This is a genomic window from Nonomuraea sp. NPDC049141, from assembly GCF_040648415.1.
Lineage (GTDB): Bacteria > Actinomycetota > Actinomycetes > Streptosporangiales > Streptosporangiaceae > Nonomuraea.
Map to the genome: position 1 here is coordinate 267126 of NZ_JBEZDR010000012.1, position 19027 is coordinate 286152.

Sequence of the window (19027 nt, forward strand, 5' to 3'; positions counted from 1 at the left end):
CTACTGCGACCCGTTGGCCAACTTACCGTTCGCGTGCGAGATCAGAGACGAGGTTTCCAGCAGTTCGGGCGAGGCCAGTGGCCTGGGCAGGCCCTCCAGCATCTCCGGAGAATCGAGCTCGCGGTCGACGACGCCCAGATCGTGCAGCTTGCGTGCGCTGACGAGTACGCGGCTTTCGAGGGATCCCACAGTCTTGTTGTACGCCTCGACGGCCCGGCTCAGGGACTTGCCCAGGGACTCGACATTCCTTCCCAGCGACGAGAGCCGCTCGTACAGCTCCTTGCCCAGTTCGAACACCGCGCGCGCGTTCTCGCTCAGCGCGGCCTGCTGCCAGGCGTACTGGGCGGTGCGCAGCATGGTGATCAGCGTGGTCGGGGTGGCGATGTGCACACGGCGCGTCATCGCGTACTCCAGCAGCGCCGGATCCCGCTCCAGCGCGGGCGCCAGGAACGCCTCGCCGGGGATGAACAGCACCACGAACTCCGGCGACGGGTTGAACCCCTGCCAGTACGCCTTGGCAGCCAGCCGGTCGACGTGCTCGCGTACGTGCCTGGCGTGCGCGTCGAGCCGCACGGAGGCCAGCGAGTCGTCGGACGCCTCCGCGGCCTCCAGGTAGGCGGCCAGCGACACCTTGGAGTCGATCACGATGTTCTTGCCGCCGGCCAGCCGCACGATCATGTCGGGCCGCATGGCGCCCTCGGTGACCTGCTCGTCGAAGTCGCAGTAGCGCTGCATCCCGGCGATCTCGGCGACCCTGCGCAGCTGCAGCTCGCCCCACCGGCCACGGGCCTCGGGCCGTTGCAGCGCCCGGACCAGCGCCGTGGTCTGCGAACGCAGCTCCAGGTTGCTCTGCCGGACGAACTCCATCTGCTTGGCCAGCTCGGCACGGCCGGCACGCTGCCCCGACTCGGTGTCGCGCAACTGCGCCTCGACCCGCGTGAGCGCGTCCTTCAGCGGCTCGACCAGATGCTCGACCGCCTGCCTGCGCTGGTCGAGGTCGCCGCTCGCCTCGGCGCGGCTGGCGGCCAGCCTGGTCTCGGCCAGCTCCAGGAAGCGGATGTTGTTGACGTCGAGTGCCCGGGTGGACAGGGCCTGGAAGCGCTCGGCGAGCTGCTCCTCGACGTAGACGAGCTTGTCGGCGGCCGATTTGGCCCTGGCGTCGGACTCGGCCACTCGCACCGCCGCCCGGGTGCGGGCGATCATGAACCCGATGGCCAACCCAACGGCCAGGCCGATGAGAAGCGAGACGACATCCACTCCATCGCTATCCACTCCATTGATGATTGCAGGACATCGGTCGTGGATCTCCCCGACACGCTTGGGCGTTCCGCTTGTGCGGCTCCCCGATCGTCACCCAGAGTACTTATATGATTACCGGATCGCGGCGTGCGCTGCCGCTCGTGGCGGCGATCGCGGTGACGGCCGGCGTGCTCGCGCTGGCGACGGTCGTCGTCCGCGCCCACTCCGCGAGCCCCGTCGCCGCCCCGGACCCCGGGCCGGCGTTGCGGTGGGAGCCCGGGGCGTGCGTGCGCAGTTCCGCGGAGCGCTACGACCTGACGCCGTGCAATGGCGGCGACTCCGAGGTGGTCGCCGTGACCGCCGATCCGCCGGGCCCCGGCGCCTGCCCCGACGACGTCGACGACGTCCTGCGCATCGACGGAGGACGCGCGGCCTGCGTACGCAACTTCCTCGACCCGCACCCCGGCGCACCGGGCGGCGGCGGGGGAGTGCTCAGGCCGGGCGACTGCGTCGCGCTCGACGGCCGCGAGCGGCCGTGTTCTCAGCCTGGCTGGTACGGCAGAGCCGTCGCGCTCGTCCGTACAGCGTCGAACTGTCCCGCGAACACCCTCGACACGCTCACCTTCGACCACGCGGCACCCGGCACGCTGACCGGGGACGCGGTGATCTGTCTCGGCGCCGGTGGCAAGGTGCTCGACCGGGGAATGTGCGTGGCCGAGCCGGGCCCCGGCGTGGTGACCAGGTCGGTGATCGACCGGGTCTCCTGCGCGTCGCGGCGGGCCTGGGCGCGGGTGGACGCCTTCACCGAGTCCGCCGAAAGCTGCCCCGACAGCTCCGAGCGCTACTTGGAGGCGCGAGGCGCCTATCGTCCCGTGACCTGTCTGCGTCTTGTGAGCAAGTAAACTCGGCGAACGTGAGTCTCTCCATTGGCATCGTCGGTCTGCCCAACGTCGGCAAGTCCACGCTCTTCAACGCGTTGACCAAGACCGGCAACGCCCTAGCCGCGAACTACCCGTTCGCCACCATCGAGCCCAACGTGGGCATCGTGGGCGTGCCCGACGACCGCCTGCCCAAGCTGGCCGAGATCTTCTCCTCGGCCAAGGTGCTGCCCGCCAAGGTGGAGTTCGTCGACATCGCGGGCCTGGTCAAGGGTGCGTCGGAGGGGCAGGGGCGGGGCAATCAGTTCCTCGCCAACATCCGCGACACCGACGCGATCTGCCAGGTGATCCGGGTCTTCACCGACCCCGACGTCACACACGTCGACGGCGAGATCTCCCCCAAGCGTGACATCGAGACCATCAACACCGAGTTGATCATGGCCGACCTGCAGACGGTCGAGAAGGCCGTCCCGCGCCTGCAGAAGGAGGCGCGGCACAACAAGGACAAGAAGGCCGCGCTGGAGGCCGCTGAGGCCGCCCTGGCCGTGCTCGAGACCGGCAAGACCATCTTCGAGAGCGGACTCGACCGCGACGAGCTTCGTGAGCTCCACCTGCTGACGGCCAAGCCGTTCCTGTACGTGTTCAACCTCGACGCCGACGAGCTGATCGACTCCGCGCTCCGAGAGCAGCTCTCCGCCCTCGTCGCCCCGGCCGAGGCGGTCTTCCTCGACGCCAAGATCGAGTCGGAGCTGGTAGAGCTCGACGACGAGGAGGCGCTGGAGCTGCTGCAGTCGGTGGGCCAGGAGGAGTCCGGCCTGTCGCAGCTGGCCAGGGTGGGCTTCGAGACGCTCGGCCTGCAGACCTACCTGACGGCCGGGCCCAAGGAGACCAGGGCCTGGACGATCCGCAAGGGCGCCACCGCTCCCGAGGCCGCCGGCGTGATCCACACCGACTTTCAGCGCGGGTTCATCAAGGCCGAGGTCGTGTCGTTCGACGACCTGGTCGAGGCGGGCTCCATCGCCAGCGCCCGCTCGGTGGGCAAGGCCCGCATCGAGGGCAAGGACTACGTCATGCGCGACGGCGACGTGGTGGAGTTCCGCTTTAACGTCTGATTTCCGGATAGGTGAGACGTCAACCACTTTGGGCCCCTACGCGTCGAATCGTCACAGCGTTTACGCTGACTCGGGAGGGCCCTCATGATCCGTCGCATCATCCGGAAACGACGTCCAGCACCTTCACTCGCGGGTATCAGCCTCGAAGAGGAGCTCGCCCTGTTGCGGGTCGAGCTCATGTACGGCCTGCGCGTCAATCGCGAGGCGTACTTGCGCAGGAAAGTGGACGAGCGCGAAGAGCTCGCCACGCGGATGCGTGACCAGGACGCCGCCACCATGCTCGAAGACCTCCGCGGCTCCCTGGAGCGGTCGGTACGGCCCACGGTGGTCGATCTGCGGAGTAGGAGACGACACGACCCGGGACAGGACTCAGAGCCTGCCTGAGGGCGCGCAACGCACCAGGCCGCGGACCCCTGAGGGGGTGTGCGGCCGTTCGCGTGCTATACCAATTCCGCAGGTCAAAGAGAGTCCATGGCTGCTTTGGACAGGAATCCATGGCCGCCGGGCTATGCCAATACCGGCCTCTGGCCTGGTCAAATGCCCATTTGGCAGGGCAAATTGCAAGGGTTGGCGCTCCAGCGTGTCATGCGCACCTGGTTTGCCCATGGACGGCGATGCCTGCAGCATGGGCGTGGCTTTCCTGGAACAATGGCGGAGGCAGGTAGTGTGACTGCTTTACCGCAGATGATGGGGATCGGCAACGGACGACACCGCGCCAGCCCGGGGGATCGGCGCGAGCGGAGGCGTGATGGCTCGTAGGTCAACCGTCCAGCAGGGTCCTCGGATCCCTGGCGACCCCGAGCTTTCGGCACGCCACGACATGGCTGATTTCGACGTGTCGCCTGCCCGCAGGCCGCGCCGGGGCGGTTGGTCGGGCGCCGGCGGGCGATGGCTGGTGTGGACCGGTCGCATCATTCTCTGGGCACTTATCGCGGTTATCGTGGTTAATGGGGTCCGTGCCCCATTTGAGAGGTTTACTCAGGGGAGCGCGGCGACTCCGAATGAGGCGCCCGTGGCCAATCACGGATTCCCGGTCGACCGTGGCATGGCGTTCGCCGCCCAGTTCGCCGGCGTCTATCTGAATTTCAGCCCGGCCGACGCGCAGAGCAGGGCGGGCAAGCTGGCCGCGTTCCTGGCCGACGGCATGGATCAGCAGATGGGCTGGGACGGCAACGGCAAGCTGGCCGCCGTCGCGATCCAGCCGTACGACATCGAGGCCACCGACGCCAACGACGCGGTCGTCACCGTGGCCTTCCAGACGGGCTCCCGCCGGATGATGCTGTCGGTCCCGATCTACTACTCGGCTGACGGGGCCGGCAAGTTCGTCGTCTCCGGCCGGCCCGCGATACTGCCGGCGCCGGGCCGGGCCGATCTGCCCCAGCTCGCCAAGCCCGAGAACGACGACGCCGTCGCCGCGGAGCTCAAGCCGCAGATGGAAGACTTCTTCAAGAACTACGGCTCGGGCGACACGACGGGTTTGCAGCGCTACGTCGCCGCGGGCAAGAGCATCGCGAGTTTCGGCGGGGCGTTCACCTTCGCCGAGCTCAAGGAGATCGTGGTGCCTGTGGGGGGCGCCACCAGAGAGATCCAGGTGGTCGTGGTGTGGACCGTGCCCAGTGGCGCGGCCCCGTCAGCCGACACGAGTAACACCGACCTCAACGCGGCCGGTGCCCGCCTGGAGCAGGCATACCGCCTCACCGTCGAGAAGCAGGGCGACAAATGGTACGTCGATGACATCCGCGGCGCCGGTCGGGCCGTTGGGTAGACGCACTCACGCACTGCTGATCGGTAACCCCGGGAGGACAAAGAAGTGATCTTGAAAACGATACTGCTCAACATGATGGAACTGGCGCCAACACCCGCCCCCACCGGGATCGACTCCGCGGGGCTCGCCAACTTCCTGCGGGCCTTCTTCGCTCCGCTCTTCCTCGTCGTCGTGTCCGTGGTCGCCCTCTTTTTCCTCTTCACGAGGGAGATCACGAGGTTCGTCCAGTTCCTCATCCTGGCCATCGCCATCGGCGTGATCTTCTACGTTCCCAACATCATTGAGGTGACGGCGAAGGCAATCGCGGGAGCACTGGGCATCAAGTAAAGGGTTGAGACCGCTCAGGGGCGGTCATTGTACGAGCGGGTGGAGAGGAGGACCGCGTGGACCTGCCCACGTATACCAATATTTGGCGAATCGAGAAGCGGCTCTACAAGCTGTACGACCTACGGCTGCCGATGCCGCTTCCCATCGTGTGGATCGGCGTGTTCGTCGGCGTCCTGGCTCCATGGTCCCTGCTCCTCATGCTCGTGGGCATCCAATTTCACGCACCATGGCACGTGCTTTACCTGGTGCCGCCGGGCATCGTCACCTGGCTGTCCACCCGGCCGGTGATCGAGAACAAGCGCCTGACCGAGCTCCTGCAGTCCCAGCTGCGTTACGTGGGCGAGCCGCGGGCCTGGTGCCGGATGGCGCCGACGGCCGAGCCGGAGGTGATCACCTTCGCGGGCCGCGTCTGGCGGGTCACGCCCAAGCGGGCCAAGGCACCACGCAAGGCGCGCCAGCCCCAGCGCAAGCGCCGCGCCGAGCTCGCCATCGCCGCCGAGTCCGTCGCCGGGGCCAAACTGTCTGCCGCCGGTAGCAATCTGTCTGTCGCCGGGACCAAGCCGGCTGTCGGCGCCGAGCCGGTGACGGGGCCGCGCCAGGTCCGCCCCGCGGTCGCGGCCGCCGCCGCGGCGGCGGCGCAGGCTCCGGTCGCGGAGTCCAGGCCCGCCCGTCCCGGCTGGGGCTCGGCCCCGCGTCGCGGCACCGCCCCCGCCCTGGGCGCCGACCTGGCCGAGACTCCCACGAGCCCGGACAAGACACTCGCGATGGGCTCCTCTCGGTCGACGTCGGGGCTGGGGTCGCGGGGAGGCACACGGCCGGAGGAGACGCCTCTGGTCGAGGGCGGCCGCGAGGTCCCCTGGGCGGACGAGCGGCGCCGGGGCGCCACGGGGCGGGGCGACGAGCCGTCCTCGGTGGTGCGCGGGAAGAGCGCGGCTCGGGAGGGCGTCTCTGACATCGCCCGTATGGCTGGGTTCGTGCCGGGCGCTGACGAGGCGCAGGCCGTACGGGAAGCGGACGCTGTACGGGGAACGCGGGAAGTACGGGAAGCGTCGGTTGAGTCGCTGTCGCTGTCGCCGGAAGGGGCGGCGGAGATTCGGAACGCGTCGCGTGAGGACCGGCCCGCCGCAGCCGGGAAGCCGATCGACACGGAGGCACTACGGCGGCTCCGCAAGCTCGCCGCGAGCGCCGACACCCCACCGTCCAGCGAGCCGGCGCCCGCCGAAGTCGCCCGCGCGGATGTGACCCACGCGGAGGCGGCTCGCGCGGATGCTGCCCGCGCAGAGATGACGCGTGCTGAGGCGGCCCGTGCTGAGGTTGCGCGCACAGAAGCGATCCACGGGGATGTGACCCACGGGGATGTGACCCACGGGGATGTGACCCACGGGGATGCGATCCACGCGAAGGCGGTCCGCGCAGAGATGACGCGTGCTGAGGCAGCGCGTCCAGAAACGGCCCATGCTGAGGTCGCGCGCACAGAAGCGGGCCGCGTGGAGGCAACCCGCCCGGAGACAGCGGACCCGGAGACAGCGGACCCGGAGACAGCGGACCCGGAGACGGCGGGCTCGAAGACGGCAAGTCTGGAGACGGCGGGGCCGGAGACGGCGCGCACTGAGGTGCTGGGTGGCGGAGTGGGGTCTCGGGATGTCGCGGCTGGCGGAGTCGTGGAGGAGGGGCAGCGAGCTGAGGCGGGCGAGTCCTCGGGTGTGGGCCGGGGTGAGGAATCGCGGCAGGACGAGGGTGACGGTCCTGAGGAGGTTCGCGCGGTTGGGGCGGACGAGGTGGCGCGTGATCAGCATCGGAAGGGGCAGCCGCCCAGGCAGGGGCCGTCGCTGGTGCTGCCGGACGCGCAACGGCTCTGGCCGGTCAGTCCAGACGGCAAGCCGGTGCGGTTCATCCGGCCGGTGACGGGCGATGACGAGGCGCAGGAGACCGAGACGGCTTCCGTCGGGCATGACGAGCCCACGACCACCGCGTCCGTCCACGAGATCGGCCCGGCCAGGAGCGAGCGAGCTCGTCAAGACGTCGGCCCCGCCAGGGGCGATCGGGCCCGTCAGGACGCTGGACCTGCCAGGGGCGGGCGGGCCGGTCAAGACGCTGGACCCGCTAGGGGCGGGCGGGCCGGTCAAGACACCGGTCCCGCCAAAACCGAGCGGGCCCGTCAAGACGTCGGTCCCACGAAGAGCGGGCGAGCCGAGTCGGATGCGAGCGAGTCCGGTAGCGCCGCCGCGTCCGGGGCCGAGCCGTCGGGAAGCGGGACGTTCGAGAGCGGGCCGTTCGAGAGTGGGCCGGTTGAGCGGGAGCCGGGCGGGCGGGCGCCTGCGGCCAGGCAGGTTGCCCCGGGACCCAAGCCCGGCGAAAAGGTGCGGCGGGTCGAGTCCGTGGTGGGCCGGGACTCCGGTGGCTGGCGGCGGATCGCGCAGGTGGTCGTCGGTGGCGGCAATGTGCGGACCGACGGATCGGAGATCGACGAGGCTAGGGCGCGGGCGGTGTTCAGCGGCAGTCGCCGGGTCGTGGTGCTCGGCTGCACCGGTGGCGCCGGGCAGAGCACGACCGCGCTGATGCTGGGCCACACGTTCGCCCAGTATCGGGACGACCGGGTCGTGGCCATCGACGCCAACACCGGCGGCAACACCCTGACCAGCAAGATCGAGCCGGAGACCCCCGAGACGCTGGCCTCGCTGCTGTCGGGGCTCGACCGGGTCAGCGGCTACCTGACCATGCGGGGCTACACCACCCGCACCTCGTCGGGGCTCGAGGTGATCGGCGCCGACACCGACGCGGGCGCCGAGCAGCGGTTGTCCGACCGGACGCTGTTCTCCGACCATCGGCTGGGCCAGGTCATGCACCTGCTCGACCGGCACTACAAGCTGGCCGTCATGGATCCGGCCGCCGCGCTCGCGGCCCGCGTGCTCCCGTACGCCGACCAGCTGGTTTTGGTGGTCCCCGCGAGTGAGGAGGCGGCGGAGGCGGTGGCGATGACGTACGAGTGGCTCGACGGGCACGGCTGCGCGGACCTGCGCAGGCGGGCGGTCATGGTGGTCAACGGCGTGAGCAGGCGTTCGATGGCCGATGTCGAGCAGGCGGAGTCGGTGGCCAGGGGCAGGTGCCGGGCCATCGTCAGGGTCCCGTGGGAAGACGACCTGGCGCCGAGTGGCGACGGGGTCGTCGATCCCGGGCAGTTGCGCGCGGCCGGGCGGCGGGCCTATCTCGCCCTCGCCGGAGTCGTGGTCGCGGGCTTTGCGGCAAAGACGGTCCGTCCGAGCGAAGAGGAGTTGGCGAGTGACCCCCCGGGCACGAGAATCGGTGAGCGATAAGTGAACGTGCGAGCAGGTCTGACTTGTTCATGCGCCGAGGGGGCGGCATGAGCAGGGCGTCCCGAGCGCATCAGCGCCTGGCGGTCCGCTATTTCGACGACCGCATCCTGCTCACCAACACCTCCGCATGGGCGTATTTCCGCCTTCCGACGGTCAGCTATGAGTTCGTCACGCCCGAAGAGCGTGAGGCGCTGGCCACCAACATCACGATCGCGCTGGCCACGATCAGGATGCCCGACGCCGAGGTACACCTCAGGGTCGCGCACCGCACCTATCCCGCGGCCGAATGGGCGATGGCGCTCAACGCCACCTCCGACGAGGGGTCGGGCTGGCGCGACTACCTGGAGGAGATGTACCGGCACGTCTGGGCCAAGGACTTCTGGTCCAAGGAGGTCTACATCGGCGTCCGCCTCGGCCCCCGGGGCAAGCAGATGGGCGAAGGCGTGCTGTCGCAGCTCTTCGGCTTCTACCAGCGTACGGAGAAGGCGCTCGGGATCGAGGACGACCATGTGCCGGACAGCGAGATCGGCAGATGGACCGAACAGGCCGAACGGCTGGGCCGAGCACTCGCCTCCAGCGCCCTCTACGCCAGGCACGCCACCTCCGTAGAGGTGGCGTGGCTGTTCCAGCACTCGGCCGCAGGCGCGCTCGGTGACCCGCCGCCGTCGGCGAGCCCGAAGCGGCGCTGGGGCAAGGGCGAGATCGAGTCGCTGGTCGAGGGTGAGATCCACAACGGCAGGTCGCTGCTGCGCATCGTGCAGCCGCAGGGCGACTCCTATGTCGCGCAGCTGTCGTTCGCCCGTTTCCCGGACATCATGCCGTTCCCGGACGGCGAGCCGTGGTTGCACTTCGCCGACCAACTGCCCTTCCCCGTCGAGGTCTCGTCGCGGATGCGGCTCATCCCGCCGGTCAAGGCGTCGAAGGACGTCGCGCGCAAGCTCGCGCACGCGCGCGACATGGACATCCACATCCGCGAGGCCGGCGCGGAGGCGCCGCTCGCGCTGGCCGAGCAGATCGACGCGGCCCGCATGCTGGAGCACGGCATCACGAAGGAACGACTGCCCTTCGTGTACGGCTGGCACCGGCTGATCGTGTCGGCCCCGACTGAGGAGATGTGCGTCCAGCGGGTCGAAGCGGTCGTCGAGCACTACCGTGACATGGGCATCGACGTGGTCAACTCGACCGGCGACCAGTTCTCGCTGTTCTGCGAGGCGCTGCCGGGGGAGAAGGTCAGGGTCAACGCCTACGCCCAGCGGCAGCCGCTGCGGACGATCGCCGGCGGCATGGCCACGGCGACCGTGGACCTGGGCGACCGGCTGGGCGACGGCAGCGAAGGCTGGCTCGGTCCCTACATCGGCGAGACCGTCGGCAGGGCCCGCAGCATCGTGCACTTCGACCCGCTCGTCGCGGCCACCCGCAACCGGCCGACGGCCATCGCGATCACCGGCGAGCCCGGCGGCGGCAAGACCACGCTCGCGCTGCTGATGATCTACCAGATGGCGCTGCGCGGCGTCACCGTCGCCGTGATCGACCCCAAGGGCGACGCCGAGTCGCTGGTCCAGCTACTGCAGAAGCGCGACCGCAAGGCCCGCGTCATCCCGCTCGGCTCGGCCGCGCCCGGCCTGCTCGACCCGTTCTCGTTCGGCGACGACATCGCGGCCAAGAAGACCATGGCCACGGAGACGCTGCGGCTGCTGCTGCCCCGGATGTCGGAGGAACGCGAGTCGGCGATGATCCAGGCCGTCGCGGCGGTGTCCAACGGTGTGGATCCGTCGCTCGGCAAGGTGGTGGAGTTCCTGGAGCAGTCCGCGGACGCCGCCTCCAAGAACCTGGGCGCCGTGCTCCGTTCCATGTCGGAGATGCGGCTGGCCAAGCTCTGCTTCGACCCTTCAGGAGGCGACCAGGTCGACACCGAAGGCTGGACGACCGTGTTCACGCTCGGCGGCCTGACGCTGCCCGACGTGGCCACGGGCCGTGATGACTACTCCTATGAGCAGCGGCTGTCGGTCGCGCTGCTCTACCTGGTCTCCCAGTTCGCCCGGCGGCTGATGAACAGCCTGGACCGCCGTGCGCCGAAGGCGATCTTCCTCGACGAGGCGTGGGCGATCACGTCCACGCCGGAGGGCGCGAAGCTGGTGCCGGAGGTCAGCCGCATGGGTCGTTCCCGCAACACCGCGCTGGTGCTCGTCTCTCAGAACGCCGGTGACCTGCTGAACGAGCAGGTCACCAACTGCCTGTCCTCGGTCTTCGCGTTCAGGTCCACCGAGCGGGTGGAGGTCGATCACGTCATGTCACTGCTCGGTGTGGAGGCGTCGGAAGAGCACAAGGCCGTGCTGAGATCGCTCGGCAACGGCGAATGCATTTTCCGCGATCTGGATGGCAGGGCGGGGCGCATCGGAGTAGACCTGATCTCCGATGACCTGCTTCGTTGGCTCGATACGAATCCGACACACGACAAACCCAGCGACAGCGGGCATCATGATCGTCAAGGGGGAGTAGGCGGCAGAGCGCAGGAGGTGCGGTCATGAAGTTCCGGCTACCCAGACGTTTCGCGCTCGCTTTGGCTCTGCTCGTGAGCATCCTCGTGGTGCCGATCGTGGTGGGCGCGCTCTCACCCGCCAGCGCCGCGGCTCCCTGCGACCTGTCCGGCGCGCTCGCTCCCGAGGTGATCGGCAGCGGCTCCGACGGCATGATGATGCCGCCCGTGCCCGAGGGCGGCCCGGCCGCGCCGACTACCAACTACGCCCAGTTCGGCATGAGCGGGCAGTTCTGGCACACGTACGACCTAGGCTGCTCCGACTTCGCCGCGGTGCTCGGCAACACCTGGGCCAACACGATCTTCCTGTGGGCCAAGGCGATCGACCGGGTGACCATCACCACCTACCAGGCCGCCGCCACGGAAGGGCCGCTCCAGTCCATCAAGGACGTGGTCGACGACATCGTGGTGAACCTGTCGAACGCCATGTACTGGCCGTTGCTCCGGCCCATCGTCATCATCGGCGCCATCTGGCTGGCCTGGTATGGGCTGATCCGCAAGCGGGCCACCACCACCGCCGAAGGCATCATCTGGATGGTGCTCGCGGTCACGGTCGCGACCTGGTTCTTCAGCAGGCCCGGCGACTTCACCGGCCTCGGCAAGATCGTCACGGACAAGACCGGCGAGGTGGTCAACTCGGCCTTCTCCGGCCTGCCCGGTGCGGGCGGCGCCTCCTGCCTGCCCGGCCCCGGCCAGACGAACCCGGAGGTCAAGGCGGGCGGCTACGGCCAGACCGGCACGCCGGGGGTCGACCAGAACGCCGAGGCGCTGTGGTCCACGCTGGTCTGCAAGCCGTGGCTGATGGGCCTGTTCGGCACCGCCGACCCCAACCAGCCGATCGTGCGTGACTTCGGCCGTACGATGCTGGAGACCCAGTCGATCCCGGCCGCCACGGCCAATCAACCGGCTCCGGACGTCGGTGCTCACCAGGCAAAATACGCTGAGATCGCGGAGAAGCTCAAGAACGACTCGCGCTATATGATCTTCTCTGGCCGAGACTGGACCAGCCGGCTCGGCGTGGCCATCGGCGCGCTGATCGCCGCTCTGGTCGCCGGGGTGCTCATCTTCCTGGTGGCGGTCTCGCTGCTGGTGCTGAAGGTCGGCTTCCTGCTGCTGCTCATACTCGGGCCGGTGTTCCTGCTGATCGGCGTGCATCCGGGCAGCGGGCGGATCATCGCCATGCGGTGGGTGGAGATGCTGATCGGCACGCTGCTCCGGCAGGCCGTGCTCGCGCTCGTGCTCGGCGTGCTGGTGTACGGCTACGCGCTGATCATCTCGACCGCCATGCCGTGGGGGTTGCAGATCCTGTTCATGGCGTTGCTGACGATCGCGGTGTTCTTCTACCGGCGGCCGTTCCAGCACCTGTTCGCCTCGATGAACGGGCACACGCTGACCACGCGGATGCTCGGCGAGGCCGCGAGCTCCTCCGTACTGGAGCGGTCGTCCTCGGCGCTGCCGCCGGTGGCGGCGGCCAGGATCGGCCGCTGGGGCGCGCGCAAGGCCGAGCCCCTCATCCAGGCGGCCGCGATGGGCGCTTCGGCGGGCACCGCGGCGGCCGCGGCCACGGTCGCCCAGGGCCGGGCCCGCGGGCAGGAGGGCGCGGAGGGCATGGCCGCCTCCGGCACCCGGGTGCCCGCCACGGCCGCGCCGCTGAACACCGACCAGCAGGGCGGGAAGGCCGCGGGCAGGCAGGTGCCGGCGCCGCGTGCCGGGGCCGCGCCACCGCTCAACCTGAGCGGCACGCCGACCCGTACCCGTGGCACTCCGGCATCCGGTGGATCACGGCCGTCGGGCGGCTCGTCAGGCGGTTCCGCTGGTTCCACGGCCGGCGCTGGGAGTAGTGCGGGCGGATCCGGTGGCTGGTTCGGCGGGCGTTCCGGAGGCGGCTGGGCTTCGCGCGGTGGCTCGGGCGGCTCCGGTGGCACCAGGTCGGGTGGCACCCGGTTCGGCGGATCAGGCGGGTCGGGCGGGTCTCGATCGGGCGGTTCCGGGTCGGGCGGGTCTCGATCGGGCGGTTCCGGGTCGGGCGGGTCCTGGCTGGGTGGCTCAGGTCGTTCTGGTGGCTCGGGTGGTTCCGGCGGTTCGGGCGGTTCGGGCGGGGCCCGGCCGGCGAGTCGTGGTTCGTCGGGTGGCGGGATGTTCGGTGGCGGCGGTGGTTCGGGTTCGCGTCGCCCGGCCGACGAGCCGGCGAGCCGCTCTTCCGAGGCGCCGCCGCTCTGGCTGCCGAGCAGCCGCCGCGGCGGCAGCTCCGGTGGTGACGAGCCGTCCGTGCCGTTCTGGCTCAAGCCCAGCAATCCGGACAGGGACTGATCATGGCGCAGCCGGGTGACAGGCGGGGCGTCGCCTTCGCCGCCATCGTGGCGGTCATCGCCGCCGTCGGCATCTACCTGACGATGTGGCCGGATTCCGGTGACACGGACGCCGGGCAGCCGTCCGCCGGCCGGACCACGACCGTCTCACCGGCTGCGCCGAGCAAGCCGCTGGCGACCGCCAGCGGCAAGCCGTTCGACATCTACTCCTATCTGCCGATGACGAAGGAGCAACTCGCCGCGGCGGCCGACCTGGCTGAGCGGTTCACCGCCGCGTACGGGACGTTCCGCTACGACGAGGAGCCGTCGGCTTACGCGAATCGGGTCAAGGTGTTCACCACCGCAGATTTCGGCAACGTGCTGGCCAGGACGCGCACCTCGCCCGGCACTGTCGACCATGACCGAGCCGACGAGGTCGTGGCCGCCGGGACGGCCAAGATGAAGGAGATCAGGCAGGTCGAGCAGTCGTCGGTCGTCTTCGTGGTCACCGGGACGCAGCAGATCACCGCCAAGAGCGGCAACAAGCAACTCGTGGACGACTACGCGGTCACGGTGAGTCAGATGGGCTCCGACTGGCGGGTCTTCGACCTGCAACCCGCCGCCGACGGCCAGGACGGAGACACCCAGGAGTGAACAGCTCCCGCGCCCACGTCGCCCTGGCGATCGGAGCCGCCGGGGTGCTGCTCCTCGCCGTCATCATCATGTCGCCGATGCTCATGACCTCGATCCCGTCGTTCCTCGGCAGCGGAGGCACCGGCCGTACCGACTGCCTCGATGGCGGCACCCCCGTACAGGAGGTGTCCGACACCGGAGCCGCGGACATCCCGGCCGACTACCTGGGGCTCTACAAGAAGTTCGGCAAGAAGATCGGCGTCCAGTGGAACATCCTGGCCGCCGTCGGCAAACGCGAGACCGACCACGGCCGTTCGAACATGGCGGGCGTCAAGAGCGGCACCAACTACGCGGGCGCGGCCGGGCCGATGCAGTTCCTGATCAGCACGTGGGGCGGCAAGGCGCAGATCGCGATGTCGTCGAAGTTCAGTGGGTACGCCTCCGACGGCAACGGCGACGGCGTCGGCAACGTCTACGACCCCGCCGACGCCATCCTGGGCGCCGCGAAGATGCTCAAGCGCAACGGCGCTCCGGAGAAGGTACGGCAGGCGCTGTTCATCTACAACCGTGCCTGGTGGTACGTCGACCAGGTCGAGCAGATCGCCAAGGGCTACGCCAAGTCCGGTGACGTCGAGGTGCCGCCGCAGGCCGACGACGCCTGCGACGATCCGCTGGTCGAGGCCGCGCCGAGCGACGTGGTGGCCAAGATCCTGGAGTTCGCGCTGGCCCAGCGCGGCAAGCCGTACCTGTGGGGCGGGACCGGGCCCGACGCGTTCGACTGCTCCGGCATCATCTACGCCGCCTACCGGGCGGCGGGGCTGCTGATCCCGCGGACCACGTTCGGGCAGTGGCCGTTCGGCGTGAAGATCTCGCAGGGCGAGGAACAGGCGGGCGACCTGGTGTTCTTCAACGCCGGGCCGGGCACGGGACCCGACAGCCCCGGACATGTCGGGATGGTCGTGTCGAAGGGCAAGATGGTGGAGGCGCGCTGCACGCTCTGCGGGCCGATCAAGGTGACGAGCTACCAGGCGCGCGACAATATCGTGGGTTTCACCCGACCGTTACAGAACCCAGACGTGCTCGAACAGCTGAAGAAGCTGCAGAATGCCGCACTATGACAGTGATCGTGGTAGCCGCAGTGATCGTTTCGTCGGACGGGCGCGTGCTCGCCGCGCAACGGGCCGAGCCGCCCACGCTCGCCGGCGGGTGGGAGTTCCCGGGCGGCAAGGTGGATCCCGGCGAGGCTGAGATCGAGGCGCTGATCCGGGAGTGCCGCGAGGAACTCGGGGTGACCGTGTCCGTGGGCGCGCGGGTCGGCGGTGACTGGCCGCTGTCCGAGGGGTACGTGATGCGGGCCTGGCTGGCCAGGGTGGTCTCGGGGGTGCCGGAGGCCAAGGAGCATCTGGCGTTGCGGTGGCTCGGGCCCGGCGAGTACTACGACGTGGCGTGGCTCCAGGCGGATCTGCCGCTCATGAACGCCGTGGAAGATCTGCTCCGGCAGGGTTAACCGTCTCCTCTGAGTGACATAACGATTACTGCGAGTAATGTCACTCGACCGGGGGGAGGCGACGTGGTCAGACATGGCTGGATCGTGGCGGGGGCACTGGCCTTCGCCGGGGCGTCGGTTGTGGTGGGCATCCAGTGCGAGCCCGTGGCGGCCCAGGTCTTCAGGGCCGCTGGAGCGGCTGGGATGGCGCTGGTGTTCGAGCGGCTGGGCGATCCGGCCGACTTCGGGAAGTGGGTACGGACCGGGGACGCGCTGCGGTTCCGGGTGAGTCTGGACGGGCTGGGGCATGACGCCCGGCTCGCGGTGGCGACCAGTCCGGCGCGAGCCCTCACATCGATGACGTGTCCTGGCTTGCCCGTCGCGACCCCTGGGGGATCGGGCGCGGGGCTGGGTGAAAACGGGCTTCAGGCAGGCGGACTTCAGACGGGTGGACTTCAGGCGGGCGGGCGGCCGGTCGGAGGACTTCAGGTAGGCGGGCGGCCGGTCGGCGGTGAGCCGGCACTAGACGGTGCCTTGGCGGCCCGGACCGCGGCGGTGAACGCGCTCGCGGGTGAGGCGGCTGGTGGACAGGCGGTTGACCGGGCGTCGACGGGTGGACAGGCGATTGGCGGGGCGTCTACGGGTGGACGGGCGGTTGGCGGGGCGTCTACGGGTGGGCAGGTGACTGGCGGACAGGGGTTCGGGCTGGTCGGGGCCGAGCCGGCATCGGTCGGTGTCCTGGCGTCTGGGCCATCGTCGATGATGACCGCGTCGGTGGTCACCGCGCCAGCCGCGACCGCGCCGACAGCGACCGTGCCGGGCAGGGTTGTGCCGGGCGGGGTTGTGCCGAGGGTTGTTCCTGAGGCTCGGGTGTGCGCGCTGGGTGACGCGGCGGAGGATCGGTCCGTGGACGTGCTGCTCACCGTGCCGCGCGGACCGCAGGAGGTCGTGCTCACGGCGGCTGCTCGGGCACGTGAGATGGCGGGCGGTGTTGTCACGACCGTCGTCGGCTCCACCGCGACACCCGTCAAACCGCCCGTTAAGGAGGCGTCTTTCGCGACCCTCTCAAAAGGGGCGAAAACCTCTGTCGAGGGCCTCTCGAACGGGACGAAGCCGACTGGTGAGAGCCTCTCGAACAGGACGAAGGCAACTGCTGAGGGCCTTTCGAAGAGAACGCGCGGTGAGGTGGCGGCCCGCGGGGAGTCCGCCGACGACCGCACGGGGACGTTCGTCGAGATCCCGCGTGGTGACGTCGCGCTGAACGGCCGGGCGGTGCGTGTCAGGCCCGGAGTCGACGACGCTCACCCGGCCGGCAAGGCACCTGCTGAAAGGCAGAGTCTCAGAAACGGCCATCCGGGCAAGTCCCACCTGCGGACCGTCTCGACCGGTCACGGGCACGCGTCTGGCGGAATCCCGGGCGGCACGACCGTACAGGCCCAGGTGCTCCCACCGGAGACGCACCGCGAGCCCGCACTGAGACTGCCTCAGGTCGCTCCCCCCGTGACGTCCGGAACCGTCCTTGGCGGCACCCCAGGGTTGGCCACTCCGGGAGTCGGCCCCGCAGGGACTTCGGGGCTCGGCACTGGCGTTACTCCGGGACCCGGCACCCCAGAACAAGGCACCCAGGGACTTGGTACTCCCGGTTTTGGCGCGGGCGCGGCGACCGGATGGGGCGCGATGACTTCGGCCGAAGAAGTCGGGGCGCCACTGCCTCTCGCCATTTCCGGCAAGCGCTTTCACCCGGCCGAGCGGGTGAATCCCCTGGCAGGCGTACGCGGGCTGCCGTGGGCCGCCGGCGGGATCGCGGTGCTGCTGGGAGGGCTGTGGCTGGTCGCCAGGGCACAACGCGCGCGATTGTGGCGAAAGGTGTTGTAATTCCGTCTTTACTGTTGCTTTTACCCGGCTAGGATTCCCTTGACCATGGTTTCGGGACTGCGCGGAGGGCACAGGTGGCACGTACGCGAGCGACGGCCGTGTCCGCACTGATCCTGGCCTTGGGATTGACCGGCGCCGGTGTGGTCCCCTTCGTCATCCAGAGCGCGAGCGCCTCCGCGGTGGCCTACGACCCCGCCGTCGATCCTTGCGATGCCGGGGAAGTGTGCGACACCACACCGGAGACCACCGTCACCATCACCACGACGCTGGGCACCCCCACGCCGGACCCGGAGACGACGATCACCAAGACCGTCACCGCGCCCACGAAGACGACGACGAAGACGTCCACCCCGAAGCAGTCGAAGAAGCCGACCGCGTCCAGCACCCCCAGCACCCCGAAGACCACGCCCTCGCCGATGCAGCCGCTCCCGACGCAGACTGGGGACGTGCCCTCCACGACCCCCTCGACCACGCCCGAGGACACGGAACCTGCTGTCGTCTTGCCCACCGTGGCGACCACCGAGACTCCCACGACGACGCCATCGCTGACCTCGGCGGAGAGCCCGACGGACGAGTCCGTCCCGCTCGAACTGCGTAACGCGGCCCCCGAGTACGACCAGCGGACGGTGGCCCAGCAGCTCAGCATCCCGGCGCTCATCCTGGTGCTGCTCGCGCTGTTCGCGGTGCTCATCTTCGAGGGGCGCCTGCGCCGGATGGCCCACGCGGCGGCCGTGCGCAAGGCGGGCCCGCAGCTCGGCCCGGGTCAGCCCGGCTTCCCGGGAGCCCCCGGTGGTCCTGGTGCCCCTGGTGGGCCGGGACCGACCGGTTACCCGGCAGGTCCCGGCTATGCCACGGCAGCCTTCCCGGCGCCCGGTTATCCGGGTGGCACGGCGTACGCGCCGATCATCAGCTTTGTCCCTGTACAGACCTATCCGGGCGGACAGGTCCAGTACGGCGCGGTCTATCAGGACCCGAACATGTACGGGCAGCCCGGCTACGGCACCGAGCAGCCGCCCATGGCCCCGAGTGAGCCTGTGGTGCTGCATCCGGATGAGTTCGACTCGTTCAGCCACGAGCCCGCCAAGCCCGACTTCGATGCCTTCAGCCGCCCCGAGGAGGAGCCGTATCGGGCTCCGTTCGAGGCTCTGGTGCCCGCTGAGCAGCCGCCGGCCGACATCCCACCCGGAGGCTCCGGCCCGTACGACGACTCGCCTGAGCGGCCCCTGGGCGCCGCCTCGGCCGCCGAGACCGGCGACGCCGAGCCGTGGGACGCTTTCGGCCCCGCCACCCCGGCCGACGCACCGCACGCCGACGCACCGCACGCCGAGACGCCGCTGGCAGAGACGCTGTCGGCGGAGGCGCCTCCTGCCGACGACGTGACCGCCATCCAGCCGCTTCCTCCGCAGGAGCCCAAGCGTCGTTGGGGTCGTCGCTCATAACTCGGTCATGCGCGAGTCCGAAGAAGGCGGCTGAGAACGAGTCGTTACGGCGAGCGCCCCGTGAGCGTTCACGACCGGCGCTGGAATGTCGCGCGCCGACGTCGGTGGGGCGGGTAACCCATGCGAAGCCGTACA

Annotated in this window: 14 protein-coding genes; 13 read left to right on the forward strand and 1 reads right to left on the reverse strand. The window is 69.7% G+C overall.

Going from position 1 to position 19027, the window contains the following annotated elements:
• Complete coding sequence (locus AB0B91_RS34600; protein WP_358328901.1) at positions 1-1203, reverse strand: DNA recombination protein RmuC; 1203 nt, start codon at positions 1201-1203, stop codon at positions 1-3.
• Positions 1204-1367: 164 nt separating this feature from the next.
• Here AB0B91_RS34600 and AB0B91_RS34605 point away from each other — a divergent pair, with 164 nt between their 5' ends.
• The 13 genes from AB0B91_RS34605 to AB0B91_RS34665 all read left to right on the forward strand — a co-directional run bounded on the left by AB0B91_RS34605 (position 1368) and on the right by AB0B91_RS34665 (position 18892).
• Positions 1368-2141 (forward strand): hypothetical protein, encoded by a 774-nt coding sequence (locus AB0B91_RS34605; protein WP_358328533.1) that lies wholly within the window; start codon positions 1368-1370, stop codon positions 2139-2141.
• Between the two features lie 11 nt (positions 2142-2152).
• A complete protein-coding gene (ychF, locus tag AB0B91_RS34610; RefSeq protein ID WP_358328536.1) occupies positions 2153-3229 on the forward strand; it encodes a redox-regulated ATPase YchF in 1077 nt (358 codons plus the stop codon).
• A gap of 84 nt (positions 3230-3313) precedes the next feature.
• Positions 3314-3613, forward strand: coding sequence for a hypothetical protein (locus AB0B91_RS34615; RefSeq protein WP_358328539.1), 300 nt, complete (start codon positions 3314-3316; stop codon positions 3611-3613).
• Between the two features lie 628 nt (positions 3614-4241).
• Positions 4242-4994: a conjugal transfer protein gene (locus AB0B91_RS34620; protein ID WP_358328542.1), complete on the forward strand. Its 753-nt coding sequence runs from the start codon at positions 4242-4244 to the stop codon at positions 4992-4994.
• A 72-nt stretch (positions 4995-5066) separates the two neighbouring features.
• The gene (locus tag AB0B91_RS34625; RefSeq protein WP_358328904.1) at positions 5067-5321 is read left to right on the forward strand and encodes a hypothetical protein; all 255 of its coding nucleotides are present in this window, start codon (positions 5067-5069) and stop codon (positions 5319-5321) included.
• 56 nt (positions 5322-5377) lie between these two features.
• Entirely contained in the window at positions 5378-8635 is a 3258-nt protein-coding gene (locus AB0B91_RS34630; RefSeq protein WP_358328545.1) for a TcpE family conjugal transfer membrane protein, read from the forward strand.
• A 47-nt stretch (positions 8636-8682) separates the two neighbouring features.
• Positions 8683-11163 (forward strand): ATP-binding protein, encoded by a 2481-nt coding sequence (locus AB0B91_RS34635; RefSeq protein ID WP_358328548.1) that lies wholly within the window; start codon positions 8683-8685, stop codon positions 11161-11163.
• Positions 11160-13481, forward strand: coding sequence for a type IV secretion system protein (locus tag AB0B91_RS34640; RefSeq protein WP_358328551.1), 2322 nt, complete (start codon positions 11160-11162; stop codon positions 13479-13481). Before AB0B91_RS34635 ends, AB0B91_RS34640 begins: the two co-directional genes overlap by 4 nt.
• Before the next feature lie 2 nt (positions 13482-13483).
• Positions 13484-14113, forward strand: coding sequence for a hypothetical protein (locus tag AB0B91_RS34645; protein ID WP_358328553.1), 630 nt, complete (start codon positions 13484-13486; stop codon positions 14111-14113).
• Positions 14110-15210: a bifunctional lytic transglycosylase/C40 family peptidase gene (locus AB0B91_RS34650; RefSeq protein WP_358328556.1), complete on the forward strand. Its 1101-nt coding sequence runs from the start codon at positions 14110-14112 to the stop codon at positions 15208-15210. The genes AB0B91_RS34645 and AB0B91_RS34650 overlap by 4 nt, the downstream gene beginning before the upstream one ends.
• Positions 15207-15599, forward strand: a complete 393-nt coding sequence (locus tag AB0B91_RS34655) for a (deoxy)nucleoside triphosphate pyrophosphohydrolase (protein ID WP_358328559.1) — start codon at positions 15207-15209, stop codon at positions 15597-15599. The genes AB0B91_RS34650 and AB0B91_RS34655 overlap by 4 nt, the downstream gene beginning before the upstream one ends.
• An 885-nt stretch (positions 15600-16484) precedes the next feature.
• A complete protein-coding gene (locus AB0B91_RS34660; RefSeq protein ID WP_358328561.1) occupies positions 16485-17453 on the forward strand; it encodes a hypothetical protein in 969 nt (322 codons plus the stop codon).
• 74 nt (positions 17454-17527) lie between these two features.
• Complete coding sequence (locus AB0B91_RS34665; RefSeq protein WP_358328564.1) at positions 17528-18892, forward strand: hypothetical protein; 1365 nt, start codon at positions 17528-17530, stop codon at positions 18890-18892.
• The last annotated feature ends 135 nt before the right edge of the window (positions 18893-19027 follow it).

Excerpts from the sequence above, each read along its gene's own strand:
- AB0B91_RS34600 (WP_358328901.1), bottom strand. The coding sequence starts at position 1,203 with ATGATCGCCCGCACCCGGGCGGCGGTGCGAGTGGCCGAGTCCGACGCC.
- AB0B91_RS34605 (WP_358328533.1), top strand. The coding sequence starts at position 1,368 with ATGATTACCGGATCGCGGCGTGCGCTGCCGCTCGTGGCGGCGATCGCG.
- AB0B91_RS34615 (WP_358328539.1), top strand. The coding sequence starts at position 3,314 with ATGATCCGTCGCATCATCCGGAAACGACGTCCAGCACCTTCACTCGCG.
- AB0B91_RS34625 (WP_358328904.1), top strand. The coding sequence starts at position 5,067 with ATGATGGAACTGGCGCCAACACCCGCCCCCACCGGGATCGACTCCGCG.
- AB0B91_RS34635 (WP_358328548.1), top strand. The coding sequence starts at position 8,683 with ATGAGCAGGGCGTCCCGAGCGCATCAGCGCCTGGCGGTCCGCTATTTC.
- AB0B91_RS34640 (WP_358328551.1), top strand. The coding sequence starts at position 11,160 with ATGAAGTTCCGGCTACCCAGACGTTTCGCGCTCGCTTTGGCTCTGCTC.
- AB0B91_RS34645 (WP_358328553.1), top strand. The coding sequence starts at position 13,484 with ATGGCGCAGCCGGGTGACAGGCGGGGCGTCGCCTTCGCCGCCATCGTG.
- AB0B91_RS34655 (WP_358328559.1), top strand. The coding sequence starts at position 15,207 with ATGACAGTGATCGTGGTAGCCGCAGTGATCGTTTCGTCGGACGGGCGC.